The 25938-nt window shown below is 67.0% G+C and carries 26 protein-coding genes, 2 tRNA genes and 1 pseudogene; 16 read left to right on the forward strand and 13 right to left on the reverse strand.

Annotation, left to right across the window (positions count from 1 at the left end; all coding sequences use genetic code 11):
- The first annotated feature begins 50 nt into the window (after positions 1–50).
- The 6 genes from ACZF5Y_RS07165 to ACZF5Y_RS07190 all read left to right on the forward strand — a co-directional run bounded on the left by ACZF5Y_RS07165 (position 51) and on the right by ACZF5Y_RS07190 (position 4558).
- Entirely contained in the window at positions 51–263 is a 213-nt protein-coding gene (locus ACZF5Y_RS07165; RefSeq protein WP_053352959.1) for a hypothetical protein, read from the forward strand.
- A 14-nt stretch (positions 264–277) separates the two neighbouring features.
- The gene (gene nadD / locus ACZF5Y_RS07170; protein ID WP_370726576.1) at positions 278–874 is read left to right on the forward strand and encodes a nicotinate-nucleotide adenylyltransferase; all 597 of its coding nucleotides are present in this window, start codon (positions 278–280) and stop codon (positions 872–874) included.
- Positions 874–2571: a hypothetical protein gene (locus ACZF5Y_RS07175; RefSeq protein WP_497535113.1), complete on the forward strand. Its 1698-nt coding sequence runs from the start codon at positions 874–876 to the stop codon at positions 2569–2571. Before nadD ends, ACZF5Y_RS07175 begins: the two co-directional genes overlap by 1 nt.
- A gap of 68 nt (positions 2572–2639) precedes the next feature.
- Positions 2640–3026: a ribosome silencing factor gene (gene rsfS / locus ACZF5Y_RS07180; protein WP_497535114.1), complete on the forward strand. Its 387-nt coding sequence runs from the start codon at positions 2640–2642 to the stop codon at positions 3024–3026.
- A gap of 88 nt (positions 3027–3114) precedes the next feature.
- Positions 3115–3190 (forward strand) — tRNA-Ala (locus ACZF5Y_RS07185).
- Positions 3191–3331: 141 nt separating this feature from the next.
- The gene (locus ACZF5Y_RS07190; protein WP_497535115.1) at positions 3332–4558 is read left to right on the forward strand and encodes a serine hydrolase domain-containing protein; all 1227 of its coding nucleotides are present in this window, start codon (positions 3332–3334) and stop codon (positions 4556–4558) included.
- A 3-nt stretch (positions 4559–4561) separates the two neighbouring features.
- On the opposite strand, the gene ACZF5Y_RS07195 is transcribed toward ACZF5Y_RS07190, so the two are convergent.
- The 4 genes from ACZF5Y_RS07195 to ACZF5Y_RS07210 all read right to left on the reverse strand — a co-directional run bounded on the left by ACZF5Y_RS07195 (position 4562) and on the right by ACZF5Y_RS07210 (position 9224).
- The gene (locus ACZF5Y_RS07195; RefSeq protein ID WP_497535116.1) at positions 4562–6544 is read right to left on the reverse strand and encodes an APC family permease; all 1983 of its coding nucleotides are present in this window, start codon (positions 6542–6544) and stop codon (positions 4562–4564) included.
- Positions 6545–6628: 84 nt separating this feature from the next.
- Entirely contained in the window at positions 6629–7510 is an 882-nt protein-coding gene (locus tag ACZF5Y_RS07200; RefSeq protein WP_497535117.1) for a metal ABC transporter permease, read from the reverse strand.
- Positions 7507–8256 carry a metal ABC transporter ATP-binding protein gene (locus ACZF5Y_RS07205; protein ID WP_497535118.1) on the reverse strand — a complete coding sequence of 250 codons (750 nt, stop codon included), beginning with the start codon at positions 8254–8256 and terminating at the stop codon, positions 7507–7509. Before ACZF5Y_RS07205 ends, ACZF5Y_RS07200 begins: the two co-directional genes overlap by 4 nt.
- A complete protein-coding gene (locus tag ACZF5Y_RS07210) occupies positions 8253–9224 on the reverse strand; it encodes a metal ABC transporter substrate-binding protein (RefSeq protein WP_497535119.1) in 972 nt (323 codons plus the stop codon). The genes ACZF5Y_RS07205 and ACZF5Y_RS07210 overlap by 4 nt, the downstream gene beginning before the upstream one ends.
- A 123-nt stretch (positions 9225–9347) precedes the next feature.
- Between ACZF5Y_RS07210 and ACZF5Y_RS07215 the strand changes: the two genes are divergently transcribed.
- Entirely contained in the window at positions 9348–9791 is a 444-nt protein-coding gene (locus ACZF5Y_RS07215; RefSeq protein ID WP_497535120.1) for a fluoride efflux transporter FluC, read from the forward strand.
- Positions 9788–10159, forward strand: coding sequence for a fluoride efflux transporter FluC (locus ACZF5Y_RS07220; protein WP_497535121.1), 372 nt, complete (start codon positions 9788–9790; stop codon positions 10157–10159). The genes ACZF5Y_RS07215 and ACZF5Y_RS07220 overlap by 4 nt, the downstream gene beginning before the upstream one ends.
- Positions 10160–10202: 43 nt before the next feature.
- Here ACZF5Y_RS07220 and pdxY read toward each other — a convergent pair whose 3' ends face one another.
- The 3 genes from pdxY to ACZF5Y_RS07235 all read right to left on the reverse strand — a co-directional run bounded on the left by pdxY (position 10203) and on the right by ACZF5Y_RS07235 (position 13118).
- Positions 10203–11054 (reverse strand): pyridoxal kinase PdxY, encoded by an 852-nt coding sequence (gene pdxY, locus ACZF5Y_RS07225; protein ID WP_497535122.1) that lies wholly within the window; start codon positions 11052–11054, stop codon positions 10203–10205.
- Between the two features lie 97 nt (positions 11055–11151).
- Positions 11152–11634 (reverse strand): pyridoxamine 5'-phosphate oxidase family protein, encoded by a 483-nt coding sequence (locus ACZF5Y_RS07230; RefSeq protein WP_497535123.1) that lies wholly within the window; start codon positions 11632–11634, stop codon positions 11152–11154.
- A gap of 80 nt (positions 11635–11714) precedes the next feature.
- Positions 11715–13118, reverse strand: a complete 1404-nt coding sequence (locus tag ACZF5Y_RS07235) for an FAD-binding oxidoreductase (protein WP_497535124.1) — start codon at positions 13116–13118, stop codon at positions 11715–11717.
- 62 nt (positions 13119–13180) lie between these two features.
- Between ACZF5Y_RS07235 and gluQRS the strand changes: the two genes are divergently transcribed.
- Positions 13181–14116: a tRNA glutamyl-Q(34) synthetase GluQRS gene (gene gluQRS, locus ACZF5Y_RS07240; protein ID WP_497535125.1), complete on the forward strand. Its 936-nt coding sequence runs from the start codon at positions 13181–13183 to the stop codon at positions 14114–14116.
- On the opposite strand, the gene ACZF5Y_RS07245 is transcribed toward gluQRS, so the two are convergent.
- Together ACZF5Y_RS07245 and ACZF5Y_RS07250 are read right to left on the reverse strand one after the other, a co-directional pair.
- On the reverse strand, positions 14106–14450 hold the full coding sequence (locus ACZF5Y_RS07245) for a spore germination protein GerW family protein (protein WP_497535126.1): 345 nt from the start codon (positions 14448–14450) through the stop codon (positions 14106–14108). The two genes, gluQRS and ACZF5Y_RS07245, sit on opposite strands and share 11 nt — an antisense overlap.
- Before the next feature lie 23 nt (positions 14451–14473).
- Positions 14474–15301 carry an SGNH/GDSL hydrolase family protein gene (locus ACZF5Y_RS07250; RefSeq protein ID WP_497535127.1) on the reverse strand — a complete coding sequence of 276 codons (828 nt, stop codon included), beginning with the start codon at positions 15299–15301 and terminating at the stop codon, positions 14474–14476.
- Positions 15302–15423: 122 nt separating this feature from the next.
- On the opposite strand from ACZF5Y_RS07250, the gene ACZF5Y_RS07255 reads away from it, so the two are divergent.
- The 3 genes from ACZF5Y_RS07255 to ACZF5Y_RS07265 all read left to right on the forward strand — a co-directional run bounded on the left by ACZF5Y_RS07255 (position 15424) and on the right by ACZF5Y_RS07265 (position 17942).
- Complete coding sequence (locus ACZF5Y_RS07255; protein WP_497535128.1) at positions 15424–17235, forward strand: DEAD/DEAH box helicase; 1812 nt, start codon at positions 15424–15426, stop codon at positions 17233–17235.
- Positions 17236–17245: 10 nt separating this feature from the next.
- A complete protein-coding gene (ybaK, locus tag ACZF5Y_RS07260; protein WP_497535129.1) occupies positions 17246–17752 on the forward strand; it encodes a Cys-tRNA(Pro) deacylase in 507 nt (168 codons plus the stop codon).
- 105 nt (positions 17753–17857) lie between these two features.
- A tRNA-Leu gene (locus tag ACZF5Y_RS07265) sits at positions 17858–17942 on the forward strand.
- Positions 17943–17993: 51 nt separating this feature from the next.
- On the opposite strand, the gene ACZF5Y_RS07270 is transcribed toward ACZF5Y_RS07265, so the two are convergent.
- From ACZF5Y_RS07270 to ACZF5Y_RS07280, 3 genes are read right to left on the reverse strand one after another with little or no spacing between them, the layout of a single operon-like run.
- Complete coding sequence (locus ACZF5Y_RS07270; protein WP_497535130.1) at positions 17994–18905, reverse strand: EamA family transporter; 912 nt, start codon at positions 18903–18905, stop codon at positions 17994–17996.
- Positions 18898–19503, reverse strand: coding sequence for a helix-turn-helix domain-containing protein (locus ACZF5Y_RS07275; RefSeq protein ID WP_497535131.1), 606 nt, complete (start codon positions 19501–19503; stop codon positions 18898–18900). The genes ACZF5Y_RS07270 and ACZF5Y_RS07275 overlap by 8 nt, the downstream gene beginning before the upstream one ends.
- Before the next feature lie 32 nt (positions 19504–19535).
- Positions 19536–20498, reverse strand: coding sequence for an EamA family transporter (locus ACZF5Y_RS07280; protein ID WP_497535312.1), 963 nt, complete (start codon positions 20496–20498; stop codon positions 19536–19538).
- Positions 20499–20608: 110 nt separating this feature from the next.
- Between ACZF5Y_RS07280 and ACZF5Y_RS07285 the strand changes: the two genes are divergently transcribed.
- The 3 genes from ACZF5Y_RS07285 to mshC all read left to right on the forward strand — a co-directional run bounded on the left by ACZF5Y_RS07285 (position 20609) and on the right by mshC (position 24245).
- Positions 20609–21931, forward strand: coding sequence for a M20/M25/M40 family metallo-hydrolase (locus ACZF5Y_RS07285; protein ID WP_497535132.1), 1323 nt, complete (start codon positions 20609–20611; stop codon positions 21929–21931).
- A gap of 176 nt (positions 21932–22107) precedes the next feature.
- Positions 22108–23004, forward strand: coding sequence for an undecaprenyl-diphosphate phosphatase (locus ACZF5Y_RS07290; RefSeq protein ID WP_497535133.1), 897 nt, complete (start codon positions 22108–22110; stop codon positions 23002–23004).
- Positions 23001–24245 (forward strand): cysteine--1-D-myo-inosityl 2-amino-2-deoxy-alpha-D-glucopyranoside ligase, encoded by a 1245-nt coding sequence (gene mshC / locus ACZF5Y_RS07295; protein WP_497535134.1) that lies wholly within the window; start codon positions 23001–23003, stop codon positions 24243–24245. The genes ACZF5Y_RS07290 and mshC overlap by 4 nt, the downstream gene beginning before the upstream one ends.
- Here the strand turns inward: mshC and ACZF5Y_RS07300 are convergent.
- Positions 24242–25276, reverse strand: coding sequence for a proteasome assembly chaperone family protein (locus tag ACZF5Y_RS07300; protein WP_497535135.1), 1035 nt, complete (start codon positions 25274–25276; stop codon positions 24242–24244). The genes mshC and ACZF5Y_RS07300 overlap by 4 nt on opposite strands.
- 41 nt (positions 25277–25317) lie before the next feature.
- On the opposite strand from ACZF5Y_RS07300, the pseudogene ACZF5Y_RS07305 reads away from it, so the two are divergent.
- A pseudogene (locus tag ACZF5Y_RS07305) lies at positions 25318–25884 on the forward strand (HAD family hydrolase); the annotation flags it as partial.
- Positions 25885–25938 lie beyond the last annotated feature (54 nt).

The raw sequence follows: 25938 nt of genomic DNA on the forward strand, positions 1-25938 counted from the left end.
CCGATACACTGGATCGGTACCACCCAACCGTTATGAATGCAGGGGACCCCATGTCACTTCTTGCCACGATCGCAGTCGCCGCCGAAGAGGGGCACCACGTCGTCAACGAGCTGCCGTTCCCGGCGATCGTTTACGGCATCATCGCTTTCGCGATCTTCACGGTGTTCGCCGGTGTCGTCTTCTCGTTCCGCGACGTCGCGAATCGTCACGCCGCGAAGGCCGAGGCCTACGCACGCGAGCACGGTTCGGACTCGCACCACTAACCGAACGAGTCGACGTGTCGAATCCGCGTCGCATTGGGGTGATGGGCGGTACGTTCGATCCCATTCACCACGGTCACCTGGTTGCGGCCAGCGAGGTCGCGCAGAGCTTCAACCTCGATGAAGTAATCTTCGTGCCGACGGGGCGACCATGGCAGAAAGAGAACGTATCTCCGAGTGAGCATCGGTATTTGATGACGGTGATCGCCACCGCTTCGAATCCGCGATTCACCGTGAGTCGGGTCGATGTCGACCGCGCCGGCCCGACGTATACGGTCGACACGCTGCGCGATCTGCACGAGCAGATGCCCGACGATGAGCTCTTCTTCATCTCAGGCGCGGATGCTGTCGAGCAGATTCTGGGCTGGAAAGACGCGGATCACCTGTGGGATTTCGCACATTTCATCGCGGTGTCTCGCCCGGGGCATGAGCTCTCGCTTTCAGGATTGTCATCAGAACACGTAAGCTTGTTGGAAGTTCCCGCGCTCGCGATCTCGTCGACAGACTGCCGAGGCCGAGTCGCACGAGGTTATCCGGTGTGGTACCTCGTTCCTGACGGTGTCGTGCAGTACATTGCGAAGCACGGGCTTTACACCGAGGAAGCGACAGAGTGATGAGTGAGCAGGACGAACAACGACCGCTGACCCGCCGAGAGCGGCGCATGCGGGAGCTGGGGGAGACCGGCGCCATGGACCTGGCTGAGGTCCTGCCCGGAACCTCCGACCCGGCCGCCGTCGAATCAGAGCCGACGGGTGATACCCCGGCGACGCAGGCATCGGAGCCAGATGCGCCGACAGGCTCGGCACCGGATGCGCAGGCGGACCCCGCGACGGGCGACATCGAGATCTCGCCCGTGAACCCTGACGGGACCCCACGCAGTCGTCGCGAGATGCGCCAGTTGCGCGAAGCCGCGCTTGCGGAGCGTGCCGCGGCCCAGCCGGTCAACGCGTCGAGCACTGAGCCAGCGAAGGTCGACGCTGCCGTGACCACGGCTCCGGTCCAACCGCAACCCGCTGCGGCAGAAGAGCCTACCGTTGTTGACCCCAGCGCTGCACCCGAGATTGCCGAACCCGCTGTCGAAGGTGGCGAAGATGGTGCGGATTCCGCTCAGTCAGTGGATGACGTCGCGACGCCGTCAGCCGCACCCGAGGTTGATTTCGACTCACTGATTTCCCCGCCGACCGAGCCCTTCACCGTTGACGAGCTGCGCGAGGCCGAATCTGCAGCGAATGCTGCTGCGGACGAGGCTCGTCCTGCGGACGAGGTTGCTCACTCCGCCGCTGACGAGTCAGCAACACCCGCTGAATCGGCGGCTTCGCCGGCTGGTGAGCCTGCGAAGCCGAAGCGACGTTTCCCCTGGCAGCGTGGCAAAGCTGATGAGGCAATGTCGGCCCCCGAAACGGTGCCTGCGGAGTCCGCGGAGACCGAATTCGCGGGGGTCGTGCCAGCCCCGAACGAGACGGCCGAGGCGTCAGCTCCCGAAGCGGAGTCCGCTGCGGCAGATGGAACCAACGTCTCAGCGGGGTCTCCGGTTGATGCCGCCGCGCCGACTGCGGTCATCGACAGCGATGCGGTGCGAGCTATTTCGGATGAGGCGCCGGAGTCAATCCCTGAGGTGGTTCCGCCTCGTGAGCCCGCAGATGATCTTCCGGTTGTGCCTGCGGCAGAGACGGTCGCCCTGCCCACGCAGGCAGCAGCTGTCGCGCCGAACCAACCAAAGCCTGAGGCTGCCCCAAGGAGCCCCGAGCAGAAATCCAGCTATTCGTTCCCGGATATCGCACCGCCAGAAGAGTGGCGCTCTGTCTTTGACGACCCCGCTTCGCGGCAGTTCCCGACTCCGGGCGCGCAGCCGGGCGGCGATTTCGATGATCTCATCTCGCGCGCAGTCGCACAGGAGGGTTCGACCGGCGGCACCGGCACATCGGCGCTGATCCTTCCGACGATGCCGGAGGATACGGGTGGACTCACAGGCCCGCTCGGAGCCACCGGTGATCTGTACGTCACGGGCTCCCTGCACCTGCCGAAGTCGCTCGGCGAGACCGGCGGCCACTCCGCCATTCACGATTCGATCGAGATGGACCCGATCACGGGTGACCAGCTCAGCGAGCCTTCGGGCGATGGCAGTGGCCCGGCCCCGGTGTCGGCGCGTCACGCGGTGAGCGCACGCGTTGATTCGGGCATGCCGGTCGTCGCGAAGCCCGCGCGCGAGAAGAGCAAGCTTCCGCTGATCCTGTCGTTGACCGGCGGCGGACTGCTGATAGTGGTCGTGGCACTGGGTGCCTGGGGCGCGAGCAACGGATTCTTCGGCTGAATCGCCGAACCTGACCACTTCTGAACGAAGGAAATGAACTGAACGCAGCAGCTGCTCAGACCCGGGACGTGCGCGCCGATGTGCGCACGGCCGTGATCGCCGCCGACGAGAAAGGCGCGACAGCACCGGTCGCACTCGAAGTGACCGAGCAATTCGGCCTCGCCGATGTCTTCCTGATCGTCACGGGCGCCGTGGAGCGCAACGTGCAAGCGATCTCCGACGGCATCGAGGATGCACTCAATGATTCCGGCGTGCGCACCGTGCGCCGTGAGGGCCGTGAGAGCGGACGTTGGGTGCTGCTCGATTTCGGCGACTTGATCGTGCACGTCTTCCATCGCGAAGAGCGCGACTTCTACCAGCTCGAGAAGCTGTGGCAAGACGCGCCGCTCATCGACACGGCCGAGATGCTGCCTACTCGGGAGTCCGACGCGGGCACCGCCGGCGCGGAGTCGTGACGCGCCCGGGAACGCTCGATTTGGCTACCTCCCGGTCACGTACGGTAAAGTAAAAGCGTTGTCGAGCGAGTATTCGTTCGACTTCCACGGGTCTATGGCGCAGCTGGTAGCGCACCTGCATGGCATGCAGGGGGTCAGGGGTTCGAGTCCCCTTAGATCCACCAAATGAATGCCCCGCTTCGGCGGGGCATTCATGTTTTTCGCGGGTGTTGTCGAATCGATGCTTGCCCTGTCGCGAGAGCTCACTCACACTTGACGCATAACGTGGTCATGGGAATCACGTGTGATGCTTGGGGAGACTCACGATGACGCTTCACCTGCACCCGCGCACATACGCTCAGTCGCGCTCACTCCGCCGGGCCGCGCGTGCGATCCCCGCTCTCCTCATTGCTGCGACGCTCGTCGCCTGCGGGAGCACGTCGAGCGCGCCGCAGAGCGGTGCTGGCGAAGCAGTCGCCGAAACCGGAAGCGGCAGTGCAGCGGTCGAGCGCCCGGCGGCCCCTGAAGGTGAGCTGCCCGCGTCTCTGCAGCAGCAACTGGGGGCCGCACTGGAGACGACGATGCAGGAGTACGGGGTGCCCGGCGCGGTGGCTGGGGTGTGGATCGACGGCGAGGGCTCGTGGACGGCGGCGAGCGGGGTAGCCGACGTCGTCACCAAGTCGCCTGTCAGCACGGACATGGTGTGGCCGATCCGGAGCATCACGAAGTCGTACACCGTCACCCTGATACTGCAACTCGCGGATGCCGGCGAACTGAACCTCGACGACACGATCGATCAGTACGTAGATGGAGTGACGAACGGTGACCGTATTACGCTGCTCGAGCTCGCGAACATGTCGAGCGGCAACGCCGACTACGTGAACGACGCGTTCGTCGCCGACTTCGCGACGCACCCCGACCACGTGTACACGATCGATGAACTGAACGCCTTCGTGCTCGACCAGCCGGCGCAGTTCGAGCCCGGTGCCGAATTCCTGTACACCAACGCGAACACGAATCTGCTCGGTGCCGTCGTCGAGAAGGTCACGGGCAAGCCCTACGCGGAGGCGCTGGATGAGATGATCCTGTCGCCGCTCGACCAAAGCGGTACGACATACCTGGGGAGCAACCATGACTGGGCTGCTCCGCACGCGACCGGGTACATCCCGAAGGCGAATGGGCTCGAGCCGCAGGACGAGACGCCTTCGATTCTCGGCGCGGCCGGCGCGTTGTTCTCGACGCTCGACGATGGTCGCGTGTGGGCGCAGACGCTCGGGAGCGGCGCACTGCTCAACGCCGCCACGCAGGAACTGCGTCGTGAGGGTCATGCGATCCCGAAGCCGCCCTATGACACCTACGGCGCCGGCATGGGGCACACCGGTGACTGGTGGGGGCATAACGGTGAAGGGCTGGGGTTCACCGCGGCAACGTTCTTCAACCCCGACCTGGATGCCAGCATCGTCGTCTACATGAACGCCTCCAACGTGGAAACCGGGCATCCAGCCGATGCCGCGTTCCGTGCGCTGGCGCAGGTGGTCGAGTCGGCGAATTAGCCCTTACGACACGTGCACCCAGGGGCGGCGCGTGAGGTCGGGTTCGGCCTCCCGAAGCACCTCGCGCGTCATCGGAGCGATCTCTCCCTCGCCGAAGAGCAGGAATCGCAGTAGGTTGGCGAGGGGATTGCCCTCGGTCCAGCGGAAGAAGATGTGCGGGGTACACCGCAGATCCTGCCGCAGGTGCAACGCGACGGCCGCGATGCCGTTCGGCACCGTGCTGCCGTGCACGGTAAGAATTCGATATCCGTGCCGCTCGACCCCCTCGACGAGCAATTCGTTTTCGAAATCCGAGCTGTCCGAGACCACGATCTCGATGAACAAGACGTCGTCGTCGGGGAGTCGGTGCGCCACGCGCGCGTGTTCGAGCTTTGCGCGGTAGCGTTCGGCGCCGAGATCGTTGGGTTCATGCGCGATAAGTCGCACGATGCCGCCCGGCGCCTGATCGATGAATGCCTGCGCGCTCGGGGTGAGGCGCACCGCGGTCGCTCGGAGTTCGGTTGACCGCTTCACTCGCGAGAAAAAGCTCACGACGATGATGCCCACGATGAAGCAGGCCGCGATTTTGATGCCGTCGGGCCGTTCGACGATGTTGGCGATGGTCGTGTAGACGAACACGACCGAGACGATGCCGAACCCGATCGTCGCGCCGCGTTGCGAGCGACGGCGGGCGGCGAGCGTCACAGCGATGGCGGCCGAGGTGATCAGCACGAGCACGCCGGTGGCGTAGGCGCCGCCCTGCGCGTCGACGCTCGCCTCGAACATCACGGTGATGAAGAACGCGACCGCCGTGAACACGAGCACGAGCGGGCGCGTTGCTCGCGCCCACGCCGGCGCCATGCCGTAGTGCGGCAGGTAGCGGGGAACGAGGTTGAGCAGGCCGGCCATCGCAGAAGCGCCGGCGAACCAGAGGATCGCGATCGTGATCAGATCGTATGCCGTGCCGAAGCCCTCGCCGAGGTACGTGTGGGCGAGGTACGCCAGCGCTCGCCCGTTCGCCGCACCGCCCGGCTGAAACTCCGCCGCGGGAATGAGCGCAACGGTCGTAATCGATGAGGTGATCAAGAAGCCGCTCATGATCAGCGCTGACGTCGTCAGCAATCGCTTGGCGCCTCGAATGCGGCCGGTCGGCTGCAGTTCCGTGTCGCCGGGGTCGCCCTTGATCTGCGGCATCACGGCCACGCCGGTCTCGAAACCTGACAGGCCGAGGGCGAGTTTCGGGAAGACCACCAGGGCCACCGCGACGACGAAGAGCGGGTTGCCGTGTTGTGTGGTGAGCACGCTCCACCAGTCGCCGAGCATGACGGGGTGCGCGATGAGCTGCACGATCGCGACGACGATGACCACCACGTTCACGATGAGAAACGCGCCGACGAGCACTGTGGCGAGCCTGATCGCTTCACGGAATCCGCGCAGGAAGACGATGCCGAGGCCGGCGAGCAGTGCGAGCGTGATCACCACCTCTTGACCGTGGAGCGCCTCGGGCGCGAACGGGTTCTCCACGAGATGCGCCGTGGCGTCAGCGGCCGACAGTGTCATCGTGATCATGAAGTCGGTTGCTGCGAACCCGAGCAGGGCGAGCACGGTCAGCTTCCCGCCCCACCGCGGCAGCAGCTTCGCGAGCATCGAGATCGATCCGGTGCCGTGCGGGCTTTCCTCCGCGACCCGGCGATAAACCGGGAGCGCGCCCGCGAGCGTGACCGCGACCAGGATGATGGTGGCGAGCGGCGCCACAGCGCCTGCGGCGAGCGCGGCGATGGCGGGCTGGTACCCGAGCGTTGAGAAGTAGTCGAGGCCGGTGAGGCACATGACGCGCAGCCAGTGGGTGCGCTGGTGCTGCTCGGGGCGGCCGTGCGGGCCGGGCTGCTGGCCGGGGGAGACCGTGGTGTCGGCGAGGAGCCAGCGACGCAGGCGGGTGCGCGCATCGCGCTGCGGAGCGCCCAGGGTTGGGGCTTCGAGCGATGATGCGTTTGCGAAGGTGTGCATGTCACTATCGAACACCCCGAGGGGTGCCGGGTGGAAGATCCTTACGGTTTCCATACGGGGCGCGAGCCCCTGCATACGGAGTCCTTACGCGGCGGTGGCACGCTGGCCACGGGCGGAACGTGCTCGACGCGTCAGTGCGCGGATGAGCACGCCCTGACGCGGGCTGAACAGATACACGAGGGTGAACGCGGCGCCTTGCACGAGAATCACGAGGCCACCGGAGGCGGCGTCGAGCCAGTAGCTCACGAGGATGCCGATGACGGAGCAGGCCGCCGAGAGGATCGGCGCGATGATGAGCATGCGCCCGAATCGGTCGGTGAGGAGATACGCGGTGGCCCCGGGGATGATGAGCATCGCGACGACGAGGATCACCCCGACGACTTGGAGGGCAACGACTGCGGTGAGGGCGAGCAGGCCCAGCAGGAGTGCGCCGAGGGCTCGCGGATTGAGGCCGATGGCGTGTGCGTGGGTGGGGTCGAAGGCGAAGAGCGTCAGATCGCGTCGTTTGATGATGAGGATCGTGAACGCAATCGCCGCCAGCACGCCGATCTGTAGGAGGTCGCCGTCAGAGACACCGAGGATATTTCCGAAAACGATGTGGCTCAGATCAGTCTGACTCGGGATCACCGAAATGAGTACGAGGCCGAGCGCGAACAGGGTCGTAAAGACAATGCCGATCGCCGCGTCTTCTTTCACGCGACTCGTATCTCGGATGGCGCCGATGAGTGCAACGGCGAGGAAGCCGAAGATGAGTGCTCCGAGGGCGAACGGGGCGCCGACCAGGTACGCGAGAACCACGCCGGGGAGCACGGCGTGCGACACCGCATCGCCCATGAGCGACCAGCCGGTGAGCACGAGCCAGCACGACAGCAGTGCGCAGACGACTGCGGCGATGACCGTTGTGATGAGCGCTCGAATCATGAAGTCGTACTGGAGAGGTTCGAGCAGGTAGTCGAGCGGGTTCATGCGGCGTCCTCCGGAGACGTGACGTCGCCGAGCCCGAAGGCGCGTGCGAGTTGCGGGGGATCGAGCGCGTCGGCGACCGCACCGTGGAAGAGTACGCGGCGCAGCAGCAAGGCGGCGTCGTCGGCGAGTGCGGGCAACGCGTGCAGATCGTGAGTCGATACGAGCACCGTGCGCCCGGTTTCGGCCAGTTCGCGGAGGAGCCTGACGATCGTCGCTTCGCTGCGCTGGTCGACGCCTGAGAACGGTTCGTCGAGCAGCAGGATCTCGGCGTCTTGTGCGATGCAGCGGGCCACGAACGCGCGCTTCTTCTGGCCGCCCGACAACTTGCCGATCTGCCGTTCAGCGAGGTCGCCGAGGTCGACGCGTTCGAGCGCATCGGCGACTGCGCGGCGATCGCTCGCCCGAGCGCGTCGGGTCGCCCCGAGCGAGCCGTAGCGGCCCATCATGACGACGTCGGCGACGGACACCGGAAACGCCCAGTCCACGTCCTCACTTTGCGGTACGTAGGCGACGATGCCGCGCTTTCGGGCGACGGCCGGAGCGAGGCCGGCGAGGCGAGCCGTGCCCTGCTCGGGGCGAATCGCACCCATGATGGTTTTGAAGAGCGTCGACTTGCCGGAGCCGTTCATGCCGATGAGCCCGGTCACGCCCCCGGCCGACACGTCGAGCGACGCCGCGTCGAGCGCGAGCACATCGCCGTATCGTACGGTGACGCGATCGACGGAGATCGCGGGGGAGGCGGTCATGCGGATCCCTTCGTGCCGTGCAGGGCGGCGGCAATGGTGTCGGCGTCGTAGGTGAGGAGGTCGAGGTAGGTGGGGACCGGGCCGTCGGGAAGCGAGAGCGAGTCGACGTACAGCGTGCCGCCGAAGCGGGCGTCGGTGCTCGACACCACCTGCTGCATGGGGCGATCGGAGACCGTCGACTCGCAGAACACGGCGGGCACGTCATGCGTGCGCACGAACTCGATCGTGCCGGCGATCTGCTGCGGCGTCGCCTGTTGCTCCGCGTTCACCGGCCAGATGTACTGCTCGGTGAGTCCGGCGTCGCGCGCGAGGTAGGAGAATGCGCCTTCGCAGGTCACGAGCGCGCGCTGTGCCTCAGGGAGATCTGCCACCGCCTCGCTCAGGCGATCCTGCACCGCCTGCAGCTGTCGTTGATAGGCGGCGCCGTTCGCGGCAAACTCGTCGGCGTGCGCGGGGTCGAGGTCGCTGAATGCGGTGACGATGTTTTCGACGTATATCTGCGCGTTCGCGGGGCTCATCCAGGCGTGCGGATTCGGCTTGCCCGCGTAGGCGTCGCCGGCGATGTCGATGGGCTCGATGCCGTCGGAGACGACGACGTGCGGCACGTCGGCCTGGGCAACGAACCGGGAGAACCAGGCCTCGAGCCCGAAGCCGTTGTCGAGAATCAGGTCGGCCTCGGATGCCTTGGCAACGTCGAGCGGCGTCGGCTCGTACCCGTGGATCTCGGCGCCGGTCTTGGTGATGGAGCGCACGTTGATGCGGTCGCCGCCGACCGTGCGCGCCATATCGGCGAGCACCGTGAACGTGGTGAGTACGACGGGGGCCTCAGGATCGCCGTCCCAGTCGTCATCCGACCAGGTGTCGCGCGATCCCCCGCTGCACCCCGCGAGCAGCAGGGCGACGACGGCGAGCGCTGCGGTGCCCAGGCCGATGCGGCGCGCGAACGTGCGTCCCGAGAACGAGGTCATACGACTCCCAAGGTGAGGTGATGCTGATACAAAAGTTCGCCTTGACGAACTTTGGAATTCAGGTTAGCGCACTCTTGCTTGATCCGCGAGGATCGCCAGGGAGTTGTACACTCGATCACCGTGATGTCTCGCAGTGCGATCCCCGACCTCGGCGTCGTCGGCGTCGGTGGCGCGTTCGGCACACTGGCGCGATACGGGATCACCTCGGCGATCGGCGGGCCGGAGTCGACCAGTGGTTTTCCGCTCGCCACGATGCTCATCAATCTGTTCGGCGCATTTCTCCTCGGGATCGTCGTGGCGATCGTCACCTCCCGCGGGAGTGCGGGTCGCTGGCGCACGCTGCGCTTGTTGCTCGGCACGGGCGTGCTCGGCGGCTTCACCACCTACAGCCTGCTCGCGACCGATCTTGCGCAGGCGGCTATCGCTGACCACTGGGGCGTCGTTGCCGGCTACGCGGGAGCCACCCTCTTCGGGGGAGTGGTCGCGAGTGGGCTCGGCCTGGGTGCGGGGCGAGCTCTCGCAACTCGGGTCGCGCCCGCGGGTCAGGCGGGCGGGGTGGCCTCGTGAGTGCGGGGTGGCTGGCGGTCGTCGTCGCGCTCGCCGGTGGCGCTGGGTCGGCGCTGCGCCACGCCGTCGACATCAGCGTGCCCGTGCGCTGGCGCGAACGGTACCCCTGGGGCATCCTCATCATCAACCTCACCGGCTCATTCGTGCTCGGCTGCGTTACCGGAATGATGTGGGATCACCCGCTGGCCGCGATCATCGGGAGCGGCCTACTCGGTGGGTACACCACATTCAGCACGGCGAGCCTCGATACCGCGCAACTGCTGATGGCGCGTCGCTGGGGCGCTGCGCTGGCCAACGGAGTCGGCATGCTCGTCGTCGCTGTGGCGCTGGCCATCGCCGGCCTGCTGTGCGGGGCCCTGCTGCGCTGAACTGTGAGCGCGATGACGTGAGCGTCACACGCGCCGGCGCGAGCTACCGCACCTGACGCGCACGGAACCGGAGATCGGGGTGCGCGTACGCGTCTTGCGACTCCACGAGCAGCAGCTCTCTGGATTCGGCCGCGTAGGTGCGCTCGAGGAGAGCGTAGACGCTGGCGGTCGTGCGTTCGAGCGCGTCTGCGGCGTCTCCGCTGCGGCGCACATGGGCCGTGAACAGCGCCGCGGTAACATCGCCCGAACCGTTGACCTTGAACGGGATTCGGGGCGTCTCGATGATCCACGCGCCGTGGGGCGTCACCGCGAGCATCTCGATGACGTCGTCCGGTTGTTCCGGGCGATCGACGCTCGTGACGAGCACCGTGCGCGGCCCGAGGTCGCGAGCGCGGTCGACTGCATCGAGCGTAGCGTCGAGCGTGTCGGGTGTCGTGTCGGTAATGAAACCGAGCTCGAACTGATTCGGGGTGATGAGGTCGGCGCGAGGCACGACTCGGTCTTTGATCAGGCGTTGCACCTCGGGTGCCACGTGGCATCCCGATTTCGCATTGCCGAGCACGGGGTCGCACGCGTACAGGGCATCCGGGCTGTGGTGTTTCACCCGGGCGACGGCATCCAGGATCGCGTCACCGATGCTGTCGCCGCCCTGGTAGCCCGAGAGCACCGCATCGACGCCGGCGAGCCCGCCGCGCTCCTCGATGCCGATGACGATGTCGCGAACGTCGTCACCTGACATCAGCGGGCCGCGCCACGAGCCGTACCCGGTATGGTTCGAGAACGCGACGGTATACACCGGCATGACCTCGACGCCAATGCGCTGCAGGGGAAACACCGCGGCCGAATTGCCGACGTGGCCGTACGACACTGAGGACTGGATCGAAAGAACGCGCATGGCATCGATACTGGCACTGGTCCAATGCGTAGACCAGTTCTGGTCGGTGCGCGTGGACCAGTGCCGGACGGTCGGTGCGGTGGAGCCCCGGCCAATCCTAGAGTTCGGTCGTACCCGACTTGCCGGGGCTCTCCCGGCCGAGCACCTTGGCCGCCGCGATCTTGACGGCGGCCATGGCCCGGCCTCCGGGCACGCCCCAGTACTGGGCCGATTCGCCCGAGACGCGCAGTAATCCGAGATTCGGATCGTCGAGCCCACCTGCGAAGTAGGCGTCGACCTCGCCGTCCCAGAGTTCTGCGGCTTTCGCCCGATTGTCAACGAATGCGGCCTCGCCAGCGACGGAAAGCCAGCTGCCGGTTTCGGCGAACGCGAGGTTCACTTGTGGATTTGCGCGGATCGCATCCGCTTGGTCCCCCTGGAGGCCGATGAAAAACCAGACCGTGCCATCGTCGGTGATCTGCTGCGGCGTCATCGGATGCGAGACGATCTTGCCTGCTGCTGTCGCGGTGGAGAGCATGACGAACCGCTCCTCGCGCATGAGCTCGACGACGGTTTCCGAGGTCAGCTCGCTGTGCGTCATGTGTGCTCCTTGTCTGGGGTGCCGGGATCACCAGCTTTACGCGACCGCATGCCGCTGGGGAGGCGGTTGACAAGGACGGGTCAAATGGCTCGATGCGGAGTGAGGACTCCGAGCGGGTCGAGCGCGGCCTTGATCGCGCGCTGCACGTCGAGGGCGGTGTCGTCGAGTTGCCACCCGAGCTCGTGGCGCTTCACCGAGCCGATGCCGTGCTCACCCGAGATCGTGCCGCCCAACGACAGGGCGAGGCGTGTGATGTCGTCGATCACCGCGTCGGCAGCGGCGATGCCCTCGGGCGTATCCGGTGATTCGACGGTGCTGTGCAGGTTTCCGTCGCCGGCGTGCGCCACCGTGGACACGCGCTTTCCGTGTCGGGCCGCAATCTCGCCGATCCCGTGGAACACCATCGCGAGTGCGGCGACGGGAACCCCCACATCGCAGGAGATCTTCAGGCCGCGCGCGTTCAGCGCCGGATTCGAGAGACGGCGGGCCTCGAGCAGCGCATCGGTGTCAGACACCTCGGTGTCGTCGGCGCCCAGTGACGCGCACAGGGCGGTGATGCCGACGGCGCGCTGCTCGGCATCGAGCCCCGTGGTCTGGCCCACGAGCATCGCGCCCGCGGGAACGCGTAATCCACTGGGCTGGAACGACTCGATGATCTCGACGCTCAACGCGTCCATGAGTTCGAGCACCTCGGGGTGCAGGTCGCTGCCCACAATGGCCGTCACGGCCCGGCCCGCCGATTCGAGCGTCGGAAAGCTCGCGCGGAACGTGCGGGGCGTGCCCGGCGCCACTGGCTTGAGGCGCACGGTGGCCTCGGTGATGACACCCAAGGTGCCTTCCGAACCGACGAAGAGGCGCGTCAAGTCGTAGCCGACGACGTTCTTGCGGGTGCGCGAACCGGTGCGCAGCACTCGCCCGTCTGCGAGCACGACCTCGAGCGCGGCGACCGAGTCGCTCGTCACTCCGTGCGCGACGCAGCGCAGGCCGCCGGCATTGGTCGCGATGTTGCCACCCACGGTGCTGATGCGGGCGCTGGCCGGATCGGGCGGAAAGAACAGCTCCAGCTCGCGCGCCACATCGTCCAGCTCAGCAGTGATCACTCCGGGCTGCACGACTGCCAGACGATTCTCTGCGTCGATGTCGATGATGCGGCTCATGCGTTCGAGCGAGATGACGAGCCCGCCGGTGTACGCCATCGCGCCGCCCGCGAGCCCCGTTCCGGCGCCGCGCACGCTGACCGCGACGCCTGAACGGTGCGCCCAACTCAGCGCTGTCGCAACGTCTGCGGTTGACTCCGCGAGTACGACGGCGACGGGGGCGCCCTCCAGAAGCGCCCGAGAGGAATCGCGTGCAAACGGAGCGACGAGCTCGGGATCGGCGACCAGTCGATCTCCCAGAGACGTTCGCAACTCGGCAATCGGCGGCTCCGCACCGCTCGGTGCTGCGTGAGGGTTCGGAACGGCAATCACACGGGCCTCCTTCATCGAAGCCCAGGCTATCGTGGGTGAGCAGTCTGGCACATCGTGCGCATGGCAGGATGGCAGGCATGACGTCACCACCCGGAGCCGGTCGATACGCGCCCAGCCCCTCGGGCGATCTCCACCTCGGGAATCTGCGCACGGCGTTGCTCGCGTGGTGCTTCGCACGCGCCTCAGGGCGGCGGTTCCTGATGCGCATCGAAGACCTCGACCGCGCGCGGGATGCAGGCGCGGCTCAGCGGCAACTCGACGATCTCGCGCGCATCGGCATCGACTGGGACGATGAACCGGTGCAGCAATCGGGTCGGGCCGCCGCCTACGCCGCCGCGATCGCGCAGCTGAGCGATGCCGGCCTCGTATATGAGTGCACGTGCTCCCGCAAAGACATTTTGGCTGCCCCGACCGCGCCGCACGCGCCACCCGGCGCCTACCCCGGGACCTGCCGCGAGCGAACGCCGACCGAGCGCGCCGAGGCCAGAGCGCGCATTGCTCCAAGGCTGCCCGCCGTGCGGCTGCGCGTGCCCCAGGGAACGTCGGCGCCGAGCTTCATCGATCGAGTGCTCGGCCCGGTGCACGGCGACATCGATGATTTCGTGCTGCTGCGCGGTGATGGCACGGTCGCGTACAACCTCGCAGTGGTGGTGGACGATGCTGCGATGGGCGTCGATCAGGTCGTGCGCGGTGACGATCTGGCGCCGTCGACACCTCGGCAAATTCTGCTGCAGCGTGTGCTGGGCCTTCCCGCGCCGCCCGAGGTCGACTACGCGCATGTACCACTTGTGCTCGGGCCGTCGGGGGCACGACTCGCGAAGCGGGACGGCGCCGTCACCCTCGGGCAGCTGCGCGACGCTGGCACCTCCGACGGCGAGGTGCTCGGGTGGCTCGCGACCTCGATCCACCTTGCGCAGCCGGGGGAGCGCGTCACCGCGGCGACCGTGCTCAGCAGGTTCGACCCGGCGGCAGTGCCGACCGAGCCGTGGACCTGGCGGCCCGCTACTTCTTGAGGGCCTTGATGATGCGGGAGAGCGCCCGCCCGGCGACCCACACGAAGGGCACGCCCACGGCGAGCAGCGCGATGATGTTGGGTTCGAACCGGGTCGTCCCCTCTCGGGTGACATAGGAGCCCAGCGGCACGGCGAAACCGCCACCTCCACCGCCTGAGCCTTCACCCTGTGCGACGCCCTCACCGGCACCGGCGCCCTCGCCTGCGCCGAATCCGTAGGCGGTGTACGCCACGGGAATGAGGGTGGTGCCGTCGACCTCGACAGGATCGCCGTACGCCGAGTGGACGCCGACCTGAACGAGGGTGTCTGCGATCTGCTTCGTGAGGTGAGTCATGCGGCCCACCCTACTCGCTCGACCTAGGCTTCGTCAGCCCCGTGACGCGATGCGCGCACCACCGCGGGAACGGGGCGTTTCGGTTCGATGTGATCGCCCGACGACACGTGCTTGATACGACGAATGACCCACGGCACGAAGTGCTCGCGCGCCCACACGACGTCCTCGCGCCGGGCCTCGCGCCAATTGCGGATCGGCAGTGGCGGCGGATCGAGCGGCACCAGGTCGTGGGGTACGCCGAGCGCATCCAGCGCCGCGAGGGCGATGGTGTGGTGGCCGAGCGCATTCAGATGCAGTCGATCGCCCGCCCAGTAGCGGCTGTCGTGCAGTTCTTCGAGCGCCCACTGGTCGACCACAATGCAGTCGTGCCGCTGCGCGACCTTGCGCACGTTCTCGTTGTAGATCGCCACTTTGCCGCGAATCGAACGGAACACGGGCTGGAATGCAGTGTCGACTCCTGTGAAGAGCAGAATGGTCGCTCCGCCCACGCTCAGCCGCTCGACGATGCGCTCCAGCTTGGCGGCGACCTCATCGGGGTCGGTGCCGGGGCGAATCACGTCGTTGCCGCCCGCGCAGACGCTGATCAGGTCGGGGCGCAAATCGAGCGCGGCCTCCACCTGCTCGTCGGTGATCTGCTGAATCAGCTTGCCGCGCACCGCGAGGTTCGCGTAGGCGAACTCATCACTGTAGGCGCCGAGTACCTCGGCGAACCGGTCGGCCCACCCGCGCAACCCGCCCGGGCTGTCGGCGTCGGGGTCGCCCACGCCCTCGGTGAACGAATCGCCGAGCGCGACAAATCGAGACCAGGGGAGTTCGACGTCGCTCCGGTCGACGCTGCCATCGTGTGCCATTGCTCACCTCGGGGAATTCGGTTGACTGCGGGTTCAATTCGAAGAACCCGGCCGTCGCATACGCATCGCACAGGTTCTGCCGAGCGCGCGGCGTTCGGCGTACAGCGATAGTCTAGAACGTCGTGACAGATTCGGACCCGGGCCTCCACCTTCCGGGCACGAGTGCAGCTGAGCACCTGCCCCCCGCCTACCCGGAGCGCGCCGCGCACGGCACCGCCGGCACGCTCCGTGCCTGGCAAGAGGAAGCCATCAAGCGCTACCTCGACGAAAGCCCGCGCGACTTTCTCGCCTCAGCAACGCCCGGTGCCGGCAAAACGACGTTCGCACTGCGACTCGCGGCGATCCTGCGCTCGAACCACACCGTGAAGCAGATCATCGTGGTCGCACCGACCGAGCATCTCAAGACGCAGTGGGCGGATGCAGCGGCGCGAGCCGGCATCAGACTCAATCCGTCGTATTCGAACAGCGACGGTCTCGCCTACGGGCGTCACTATCACGGCGTCGCCGTCACCTACGCGCAAGTCGCGATGAAGCCGGTGCAGCACCGCTTGCTCACCGAGCACGAAGACACGCTCGTCATCATGGACGAGGTGCACCACGGTGGCGATGCGCTGAGCTGGGGCGACGCCATCCGCGAAGCCTACGGCAACGCGCGTCGGCGCCTTTCGCTCACCGGAACCCCGTTCCGCTCCGACGAGGCACCCATTCCGTTCGTCCAATACGCGCCGCAGGGCGACGGGTCCCGGCTCTCGATGACGGACTACGACTACGGTTACGGCCGCGCACTCGCCGACGGCATCGTGCGCCCCGTCATCTTCATGGTCTACGCCGGCAAGATGCGCTGGCAGACGTCGGCGGGCGAAGAGATGGAGGCCGCGCTCGGTGAGGGCAATACCAAAGATGTCACCTCGCAGGCCTGGCGCACGGCGCTGGACCCAGCCGGTGACTGGATCGGAAAGGTGCTGCGTGCCGCAGACCGGCGCCTGACCGAGGTGCGCCAGCAGATCCACGACGCCGGCGGGCTCGTCATCGCGACAGATCATGCATCAGCGAAGTCGTACGCGCAGCAGTTGCACGACATCACTGGGGAGCCTGTCGCGCTCATTCTTTCGGATGACTCCGGAGCCTCGGAGAAGATCGACGAATTCTCGAAGGGCGAGTCGCGCTGGATGGTGGCGGTGCGCATGGTGTCCGAGGGTGTCGATGTGCCCAGGCTCGCCGTCGGCGTCTACGCGACCAGCTCGTCGACCCCGCTGTTCTTCGCGCAGGCGATCGGCCGATTCGTGCGATCGCGGCGACGCGGCGAGGTCGCTTCGGTCTTCATTCCCAATGTGCCCGCGCTCATGCAACTCGCCTCGGAACTCGAGAAAGAGCGCAACCATGTGCTCGAAGGGCCGAAGAGCGCCGAAGAAATGTGGGATGCCGAGGCCGCGCTGATGGCGGAGGCCGAGCGCGGAGATCAGGCATCGTCCGAACTGCTCGAGGGCGAAGGCTTCACCTATCAGGCGCTGTCATCAGATGCGCACTTCGACCGTGCCGTCTTCGACGGTGCCGAGTTCGGCGGCTACGCGGAGGTCGAAACCGAGGAAGAGCTCGAGTTCCTGGGCTTCCCCGGGCTGCTCGAACCGCAAGAAGTCGCGGCGCTGTTGCAACAGCGCCAGGCGCGCCAGGCGCGACGCAGTGCGAATCGTCAGGGCATTCTCGAGCACGCGCCCGAGCGATCGGAGTCGCCCGAGGCGTTGCATCGCACCCTCGGTGAACAGCGCAAGTTGCTCAACTCGCTGGTCGGCATGTACTCGAAAGTCTCGGGTGACGCGCACAAAGATATCCATTCGGAGTTGCGTCGCGTCTGCGGCGGCCCGGCTGTAGCTCAGGCATCGGTGACGCAGCTGCAGAAACGCATCGAACTGCTGCGGCGGCGTCTGCAACCGTAAGCTGGCCGCTATGGCCAAGAAGCAGTCCGGGGGAGTGTCCACCCCCGCCACCGTCGCTCTGACCCGTGCAGGAATCACGTTTTCGGCGCGAGCTTACACCCACGACCCGTCGACCACCGACTTCGGTGTGGAGGCCGCGCGCGAGCTCGGCATCGCCCCGGAGCGGGTGTTCAAGACCTTGCTCGCCGAGGTCGACGGCGCGCTCGCGGTCGCCGTGGTTCCCGTTTCGGGGATGCTCGATCTCAAGGCGCTCGCGGGCGCCCTCGGCGGGAAGCGCGCCGTCATGGCGGATCCCGCGGTCGCGGAGCGCAAGACGGGCTATGTGGTCGGTGGTATCAGCCCGCTGGGGCAGCGCACGGCGTTGCCGACGGTGCTCGATCGCACGGCGGATGCGTTCGACACCGTGCTCGTCTCCGGGGGACGTCGCGGTCTCGACATCGAGCTCGCTCCGGACGATCTCGTGCGGGCCACGGCGGCGATCCGCGCGGCGATCAGACGCGCTTCCGGGCGGGGATGACGGGTCGCGGTGCGCGACGCGCGCGAGATCCCAGGCCGATTCGATTCGCCCCGAGAATTCGTGCTAAGTTATCTTCTGTTCGGCCGATGAAGGTCCGGATCGTTCGCGCGGGTGGCGGAATGGCAGACGCGCTAGCTTGAGGTGCTAGTGCCCGTATTAGGGCGTGGGGGTTCAAGTCCCCCTCCGCGCACGAACGCAAGAGGCTCTCCTTCGGGAGGGCCTCTTTTTCGTCGGCCTACGATTACTCTGAGAGCGGCGCGACGGCAGGATCGCCGACGCCGGCGCGGGTGCCTCCGCGTTGCGACGCAACACCGGCGATCACGACGATGGCGATCCCGATGAACTGCACCGTCCCCGGGGCTTGTCCGAGTACGACTGCGCCGAGCAGCAGGCCGATGGCCGGTTCGATGGACATCAGTGTGCCGAATGCGGTCGGAGTCATGCGCTTGAGTGCGAGCATCTCGAGGCCGAAGGGCAGCACCGGGGCAATGACGGCGAGGCCGATCGCGACCATGAGGAAGCGCCACTCGAAGTTCGCGGCGAGGCCGGGCACCCCGACGACTGTTGAGCAGAGGGCAGCGATAGGAATCGTAATTGCGAGCCCGCTGATGCCGGGGAATCGGTCGCCGACCTGCTGCGTCAGCAGAATGTAACTGCCCCAGCCGACTCCCGCGAGCAAGGCGAAGCCGATTCCGGGCAGGTCTGCGGTTCCGTGCCACGGCTCGGTCAGCAACACGACGCCGATGAGGGCGAGCGCCGGCCAAGCGATCATGCTCTTCGACCGGCTGCGCAGTGCGGCGACCGCGAGCGGCCCGAGGAACTCGATGGCCACGGCGGTGCCGAGCGGAATGCGGGCGACCGCGGCGAGAAACGCCACGCTCATGAGTGCGCTCGCGGCGCCGAGTCCCAAGAGTGGCATGAGGTCACTCCGTCGGATCGATCGCAGGCGCGGGCGCGCGATGAGGAGGAAGATGATGGCGCCCATCGTGAGCCTGAGCCACGCCGTGGTGGCGGGGCCCACCTCGGTGATGAGCGTCACCGAGAGGGCGCTCGACATCTGAATGAGGAACATTGCCGTCACCGCGAGACTCCAGGGCGGAATGCGCCGCGCCGCGTTCGGGTGGCCGGTGGCGATGGGTGTGCGCTCACGCATGGGGCGACTCCATGCGACGGGCGGCGCCCACGCCGGGTTCGAACACGGTCATGGTGAAGTGTGTCGTCGCGTCGCCGTCGTTGCGGTACTCGTGAGCGGTGCTCCCGGCGAACGCGATGGCGTCGCCGCGGCTCAACGAGTAATCCGTGCCATCGATGCGCACGTTCAGGGCGCCCTCCAGCACGTGCAGCAGCTCCTGGGTGCCGTCGGTGTGGGGCTCGCTCACCAGCGCGTCACCGGGTTCCATCGTCCAGTCCCAGAGTTCGACAACGTCAGGGGCGTCAGTCGCGGCGAGGAGGGTGCCGACGCCCCCGTGCTCGCCGCGCCAGAAGGCGGTGCCGGATCCGGCCGGGGTGACTCGAGCGATGGCGGGCTCGGGCGGCTGAACCAGCGCGGCGAGCCCGATGCCGAGCGCATCGCTCAGGCGCAGCAGGGTGCCGATACTCGGATTCACCGCCCCCTGTTCGACGTTGACGACCATGCGACGGCTCACGGTCGCGACGTCGGCGAGCCGGTCGAGGCTCCAGCCGAGCGCGGTGCGTTCTGCTCTGACGCGCTGGCCGATGAGGGTTGCGAGCGCTTCGGGTTCCAGTGACATGAGTGCAGAATAATGCACTCATGTGTGCAATATCAATGCCGATCGGCTGGCGTGCGCCCGGTGATCCCGCGCCGCCCGCGCGCCCGCACGAGCTCACCGGCCTTCACCGCGATCACGCCTGCGATGATCAATGCGGCTCCGAGCCACTGTCTTCCTGTTGGAACAACAGCGAGCAGCACAATGGTCCAGAAGATGCCGAAGAGGGGTTCGGAATAGCCCGTGAAACTGGCGACGGTCGCCCCGAGGCGGCGAGCGGCGGCCACGCCGAGCACGTAGGCGAGCACCGTCGAGATGAGCACCATGCCGGTGACCGCAAGCGTCGGGGGCAGCTCTGCGCCCGCGATGACGACGGGGTCGGCCGTCGTGCGGAACGGCAGCAGGCCGGTGCCGCTTACGATGGCGAGCAGGATCGCCGCGACCGCGAGACCCAGGCCCACGAACGGCAGCGGTGCGATGCCGTGGTCTGCCGAAGCGCCCGTTGCGTAGTAGGCCGCGTTGCCCACCGCGGCCACCAGCGCGAATGCGATGCCGAGTGGGTGCAATCCCGCCCCGGCGTCACCGCTCGCGGAGATCGCGATGAGACCTGCAAGCGCGATCGCGGCGCCGATGAGCGTCATCGCACCGGGCGAGACGCGGGTGCGCACCCAGAACCACAGCATGAGCAGCACCGGTCCGGTGAACTCGATGAGCAGCGCGAGACTCGGGGGAATGAACTCGACGGCGAGGAAGAACGCGAGCTGGCATCCGGCGACCGCGAGCAGCCCGAAAAGCAGCAGCGATTTCCACGCCCGCCGTACCAGGTACCATTCGCCGCGCAGCATCACGAGGGTCGGGCCCGCGAGCACGATCGTCGCACATCCGATACGCGCGGTCGCAGCCGCACCGGGAGACCAGCCGGCGGCGATCAGTGCGCTCGCGAAGATGCCGGAAAGCGCGAAGCTCGCCGCGGAGCCGATCGCGAGGAGGAATCCCGTGACGGGAACGGAGCGCGTCATCACGTCGCGAGCCTATCGCGCGGCTCGACCGAACGACGGGCCGCGGGCGTGCGTATGCCCCTGGGCGTCATCTCCGGGCCGCTCGCCCTCGCGCACACTACGCTGGGAGCATGACCGTCGAAACCCCCGAAAGCGCCGAGCATGAGCTGTCAGAAACGGCACGAGTCGCCCGCGACCTGATTCGAATCGATACGACGAATCGTGGCGGCGGCGATGCGGAGCCCGAGCGACCGGCCGCCGACTACGTCGCGGCCTACTTGCGCGATCTCGGACTCGAGCCCGAGATCTTCGAGTCCGATCCGGGCCGGGCGAGCGTGATTGCGCGCGTCCCCGGTTCAGACCCGTCGCTGCCCGCGCTGGTGCTGCACGGCCACCTCGATGTCGTGCCCGCGGATCCGACCAACTGGACCGTCGATCCCTTTGCCGGAGTGATCAAGGACGGCATGCTGTGGGGGCGTGGCGCCGTCGACATGAAGGACATGGACGCCATGATCCTGACCGCCATCGCCGAACTGCTGCGCGCCGGGGATCGGCCGCGGCGAGAGGTCATCCTCGCCTTCTTCGCGGATGAGGAGAACGGTGGCGTCTACGGCGCCCAGTACCTCGTCAACCACCATCCCGAACTCTTCGCCGGTGCGGCTACGGCGATCAGCGAGGTCGGCGGGTACTCGATCGATATCTCGGGAACGCGCGCGTACCTGATTCAGACGGGGGAGAAGTCGCTCGAGTGGATTCGTCTGCGCGCGCGCGGCACCGCTGCGCACGGCTCTCGGGTCTGGCACGACAACGCGGTGACGAGACTGGCCGAAGCGATCGCCGCGCTCGGTCGCCATGAATGGCCCGTGACGCTCACCGATACCACGCGCGAACTGGTTGACGCCATCGCCGGCATTCTCGGGGAGGACCCGCACGAGGTCGCCCCGGAGGAGCTGATTCTGCGTCTCGGCAAAGCGGGCGGCTTTATTCAAGCGAGTTTGCGCAGTACGAGTAACCCGACAGTGCTGCAGGCGGGCTACAAGCACAACGTGATTCCGGATACGGCAGAGGCCCTCGTCGACGTCCGTGCGCTGCCCGCCGACCAAGACACCGTGCTCGAACAGATTCGCGCCATTGTGGGCGACGACATCGAAGTGGAGCAGGTGCACTCCGACATCGGTCTCGAAGTGCCATTTGCCGGTGAGCTCGTCGAGGCGATGACGGCCAGTCTGCGCCGTGCCGACCCCGACGCCCGCGTGCTGCCCTACCTGCTCTCCGGTGGCACTGACAACAAGTCGCTCGCGCGACTCGGCATCACCGGGTACGGATTCGCTCCGCTTCGGCTCCCCGCCGACCTCGACTTCCCGGGCATGTTCCACGGCGTCGACGAGCGCGTGCCGCTCGATGCGCTCGACTTCGGCCATGCCGTGCTCGTCGACCTGCTGCGCACCTACTGACACGCGTCGCGCGGTCGCGGCGGCCTTGCCCCGGTGCTCGCGGGCGCCGACCGATCGTCCGCGAGCCGCGCCGCGCGCCGCTGGTCGGGGACTTCTCCCGGCCGGTGGGTTATTCTGGTCCGCGGTCCACATGCCGCGCGTCCGATTGACGAGGCCGCGCAGCCAGGAAAGGAATCATGGGAATCTTCGAGGCGATCCTCCTCGGTATCATCCAGGGGCTCACCGAGTTCTTGCCCATCTCGTCGAGTGCGCACCTGCGGATCGCGAGCGAGCTGCTCGGCATCGGCGATGCCGGGGCAGCGTTCACCGCGATCACCCAGATCGGCACGGAGGCCGCGGTCATCGTGTTCTTCTGGCGAGACATCGTGCGCATCATCGGCCGATGGGCCCAGTCGCTCGGGGGCAAGCGCGTGCCGCGCAACGACCCGGACGCGCTGATGGGCTGGTGGATCATCATCGGCACACTGCCCATCGTCGTGTTGGGATTGCTCTTCCAGGACCAGATCGAGACCACGCTGCGGTCACTGTGGTTCGTGGCGATCAGCCTCATCGTCTTCGGCCTGCTGCTCGGGATCGCCGATCGTGTCGGCCGCAACACGCGCCCGCTCGAGAAGCTCACCTGGAAGCACGGGCTCATCTACGGGTTCGCACAGGCGCTCGCGCTCATTCCGGGCGTCTCACGATCGGGCGGCACCATCACTGCGGGTCTCTTCATGGGCTACCGTCGTGAGGCTGCGGCACGCTACTCCTTCTTGCTCGCCATCCCCGCCGTGCTCGGCTCCGGTTTCTATCAGGTGTTCAAGGCGCTGCGCGCGCCGGCCGGTGAAACTCCGATGGGGCTGACGCTCATCGCCACCGTCGTCGCCTTCATCATCGCCCTATTCGTGATCGGCTTGTTCATGAAGTACATCTCGAAGCGCAGCTTCCTGCCCTTCGTGATCTACCGCGTGGTCATCGGAGCGGTCATCATTGTGCTGCTCTCGACTGGCGTGCTCTCGGCCGACGGCGGAGCCGTCGCGCAGGGCGCGGCTGATGCTGGCCAGGCGGTGCTCGTGGCGGGAGCACTGCGTTGAGAACCTGGACTCCGCCGGAGCTGCCCGACCTGCCCGGTCAGGGCGTCGCTCCCAAGCTCTTCAACACCGCGACGGAGCGCCTCGAGCACCCCGCGATTCCGGAAGGCCGCGCGCACCTCTACGTGTGCGGCATTACGCCCTACGATGCGACGCATCTCGGGCACGCCTTCACCTACCTCACATTCGACATCATGCAGCGCGCCTGGCGCGATGCCGGCATCGAGACTGTCTACGCCCAGAACATCACGGACGTCGACGATCCGCTCCTCGATCGCGCGAACGATACCGGGGTCGATTGGCGAGCACTGGCTGACGAGCAGATCGGGCTCTACCGCTCCGATATGCACCGCCTCGGCATGTTGCCGCCCGAGCACTATGTCGCGGTCACCGAGCAGATCGATGAGATCGCCGACGCCGTGCGCGAGTTGCTCGACCGGGGGTTTGCTTATCACGTGCCGACGGAGGACGCAGCCGGATCGGATGTCTACTTCGACACTGCGGCTGCGGAACGCGAATCGCAGTGGCGGCTCGGCGACGTGGCGCCCTACGACCGCGATCTCATGCTGCGTCTGAGCGCGGAGCGCGGCGGTGACCCCGAGCGGCCCGGGAAGCGCGGTGCGCTCGACCCGTTGCTCTGGCGCGCAGCGCGCGCGGGCGAGCCGAGCTGGGAGAGTTCGGTCGGAGAGGGACGTCCCGGCTGGCACATCGAGTGCTCGGTGATCGCTCGCGGCGCACTCGGCGGTGCGTTCACCGTGCAGGGCGGCGGTTCCGACCTCGTGTTCCCGCACCATGAGTTCACCGCGGCACACGCGACGGCGCTCTCTGGCACGCCGCTCGCTCACGCCTACTGCCACGCCGGCCTCGTCGCCTACCATGGTCACAAGATGTCGAAGTCTCGGGGCAACCTGGTCTTCATCTCCAAACTCCTGAACGGGGGCGCCGACCCTTCGGCGATCCGACTCGGTCTGCTTGCGCACCATTACCGTTCAGAATGGGAGTGGCACGACGCCGATCTGGAGACCGCGCAGCGGCGCCTCGACGCCTGGCGGGCCGGCCTGACGCGGGAGAGCGCGGAGCCTGCGGCTGCGGCTGCGGTGCTGCGCCAATTGCGCTCGGCGATCGCGAACGACCTCGACACGCCCGTCATGCTGGCGACGCTCGATGCTGCGCTCGATCAGGGCGTGGATTCGCCCGGCCTGATCTCCGATGCAGTGCTCGCGCTGTTGGGAGTACGACTCTAGGGCTGCGCTCCCGGCCGCTCCTCGGAGTCGTCGTTCTCGTCGTCTTCGGGGGGCGCACCGCCAGCTTCGGTACCGGATGCGTCGGGTGCCGGGCGATCCTGCGCAGGAGCCGTCGCAACAGCGTCGACATCGCGGGCGAACCGCGAACCGCCCTTCAAGAACTTCTCGAACTCGAGCGCGATCGCGTCTCCGGTCGTCTCCGCGGCGAGCTCCTCATCGCGATTCTCTTCGAGCTTGCGAATGTAACGCGTCATCTCGTCGTCGGACTCGGCGATGCGGTTGATGTTCGCTTCCCACTCGTTGGCCTGCACGAGCAGTTCCCCGCGGGGAATCACGATGTCGAGGAGTTCCTCGAGCTTGTCGAGCAGCGCGAGTGTGGCTTTCGGCGACGGTGTGCTGTGCACGTAGTGCGGCACCTGCGCCCACAGCGAGAGGGTCTCGATACCTGCGTCGCCCAGTGCGAGATCGATGACCGACGAGATACCCGCAGGCCCCTCGTACGTGCTGCGCACCGCACCGGTTTCCGCGCGTCGGGCCTCGTTCTCCGACGTCATCGTGGTGACGATCGGGCGGGTGTGCGGCGCGTCCGAGAACATTGAGCCGAGAATCACGACAAAATCGACTGCCCAGACATCGACCAGCTCGACGATCTCGTCGGCGAAGTTCTGCCAGTCGCGGGCCGGCTCGACGCCGGCCAACAAGAAGAGATCGGTCACCGGGGTGCCGTCGATGCGTCGCACGGTCTCGCGAGTTTCATCGTCACCGGGAGCCGGATTCTCACCCGGGCGCTGGACCGGACCGTAGAGGCGCGTGTCTGGCCATTCCAACTGACGCTTGCCCGCGTCATCGAACACCAGCTTGGGGCGATGCACCTGGAAGTCGACGTACCCCTCGGCGCTGATGACATGCAGCACCTCGGAATCGATCAGCCCCCCGAGATGCTGGAGCACCTCCGTCGTCGCGTCGCCGGCATCGCTCCAGCCTTGGAAGGCGAGAATGAGCACTCGGGGCCGTGCAGGAGGAACAGACATAGCATCCAGGGTATCGGCTGTGCATCGGTAGACTGGTGCTGATGAATGCATTCCTCTCTGAGCGGACACCCGCCACCCGCCCCGCCGCCGTCTTGTGGGACATGGATGGCACCCTGATCGATTCTGAGCCCCTCTGGCTCGAAGCTGAAACGGGGATGCTCGATCGGTACGGCATCGAGTTCACCGATGAGATCCGTGACGCGCTCGTCGGGTCTGGGCTGCAGGCCGCAGCGCGCCGCTTCCAGGCACTCGGGGTGCCCCTGAGTACCGACGAGATCATCTCCGAGTGGACCACCTCAGTCGTCGCCGGCCTCTCGTCATCCGAGCCGCTGTGGCGCCCGGGCGCGGTCGAACTGCTCCATTCGCTGCGCGACGCGGGCATTCCGAGTGCACTCGTCACGATGGCGGTGCGCGAGATTGCGGATGCGGTTGTCGCCATGCTCCCTGAAGGGCTCTTCGTCGACATCATCGGCGGTGACGAGGTCGCTCACGAGAAGCCGCATCCCGATCCGTATGTGCGCGGGGCCGCGCTGGTCGGCGTCGATATTTCAGACTGCCTTGCGCTCGAAGACTCGGTGACCGGAGTGACCTCGGCCGAGGCATCCGGTGCCGTTGCGATCGGCATCCCGAATCTGCTCGACCTCTCGACCTCTCCGGCGCAC

Source organism: Leucobacter sp. WKLB1 (assembly GCF_059696215.1).

Excerpts from the sequence above, each read along its gene's own strand:
- ACZF5Y_RS07245 (WP_497535126.1), bottom strand. The coding sequence starts at position 14,450 with ATGACTCACCTCACGAAGCAGATCGCAGACACCCTCGTTCAGGTCGGC.
- ACZF5Y_RS07175 (WP_497535113.1), top strand. The coding sequence starts at position 874 with ATGAGTGAGCAGGACGAACAACGACCGCTGACCCGCCGAGAGCGGCGC.
- ACZF5Y_RS07190 (WP_497535115.1), top strand. The coding sequence starts at position 3,332 with ATGACGCTTCACCTGCACCCGCGCACATACGCTCAGTCGCGCTCACTC.
- ACZF5Y_RS07270 (WP_497535130.1), bottom strand. The coding sequence starts at position 18,905 with ATGCGTGAGCGCACACCCATCGCCACCGGCCACCCGAACGCGGCGCGG.
- ACZF5Y_RS07165 (WP_053352959.1), top strand. The coding sequence starts at position 51 with ATGTCACTTCTTGCCACGATCGCAGTCGCCGCCGAAGAGGGGCACCAC.
- ACZF5Y_RS07230 (WP_497535123.1), bottom strand. The coding sequence starts at position 11,634 with ATGACGCACAGCGAGCTGACCTCGGAAACCGTCGTCGAGCTCATGCGC.
- ACZF5Y_RS07275 (WP_497535131.1), bottom strand. The coding sequence starts at position 19,503 with ATGTCACTGGAACCCGAAGCGCTCGCAACCCTCATCGGCCAGCGCGTC.
- ACZF5Y_RS07210 (WP_497535119.1), bottom strand. The coding sequence starts at position 9,224 with ATGACCTCGTTCTCGGGACGCACGTTCGCGCGCCGCATCGGCCTGGGC.
- ACZF5Y_RS07285 (WP_497535132.1), top strand. The coding sequence starts at position 20,609 with ATGACCGTCGAAACCCCCGAAAGCGCCGAGCATGAGCTGTCAGAAACG.
- pdxY (WP_497535122.1), bottom strand. The coding sequence starts at position 11,054 with ATGCGCGTTCTTTCGATCCAGTCCTCAGTGTCGTACGGCCACGTCGGC.
- ACZF5Y_RS07195 (WP_497535116.1), bottom strand. The coding sequence starts at position 6,544 with ATGCACACCTTCGCAAACGCATCATCGCTCGAAGCCCCAACCCTGGGC.
- ACZF5Y_RS07215 (WP_497535120.1), top strand. The coding sequence starts at position 9,348 with ATGTCTCGCAGTGCGATCCCCGACCTCGGCGTCGTCGGCGTCGGTGGC.
- ACZF5Y_RS07280 (WP_497535312.1), bottom strand. The coding sequence starts at position 20,498 with ATGACGCGCTCCGTTCCCGTCACGGGATTCCTCCTCGCGATCGGCTCC.
- ybaK (WP_497535129.1), top strand. The coding sequence starts at position 17,246 with ATGGCCAAGAAGCAGTCCGGGGGAGTGTCCACCCCCGCCACCGTCGCT.
- ACZF5Y_RS07290 (WP_497535133.1), top strand. The coding sequence starts at position 22,108 with ATGGGAATCTTCGAGGCGATCCTCCTCGGTATCATCCAGGGGCTCACC.
- ACZF5Y_RS07250 (WP_497535127.1), bottom strand. The coding sequence starts at position 15,301 with ATGGCACACGATGGCAGCGTCGACCGGAGCGACGTCGAACTCCCCTGG.
- ACZF5Y_RS07205 (WP_497535118.1), bottom strand. The coding sequence starts at position 8,256 with ATGACCGCCTCCCCCGCGATCTCCGTCGATCGCGTCACCGTACGATAC.
- ACZF5Y_RS07235 (WP_497535124.1), bottom strand. The coding sequence starts at position 13,118 with ATGAAGGAGGCCCGTGTGATTGCCGTTCCGAACCCTCACGCAGCACCG.
- ACZF5Y_RS07300 (WP_497535135.1), bottom strand. The coding sequence starts at position 25,276 with ATGTCTGTTCCTCCTGCACGGCCCCGAGTGCTCATTCTCGCCTTCCAA.
- ACZF5Y_RS07200 (WP_497535117.1), bottom strand. The coding sequence starts at position 7,510 with ATGAACCCGCTCGACTACCTGCTCGAACCTCTCCAGTACGACTTCATG.
- gluQRS (WP_497535125.1), top strand. The coding sequence starts at position 13,181 with ATGACGTCACCACCCGGAGCCGGTCGATACGCGCCCAGCCCCTCGGGC.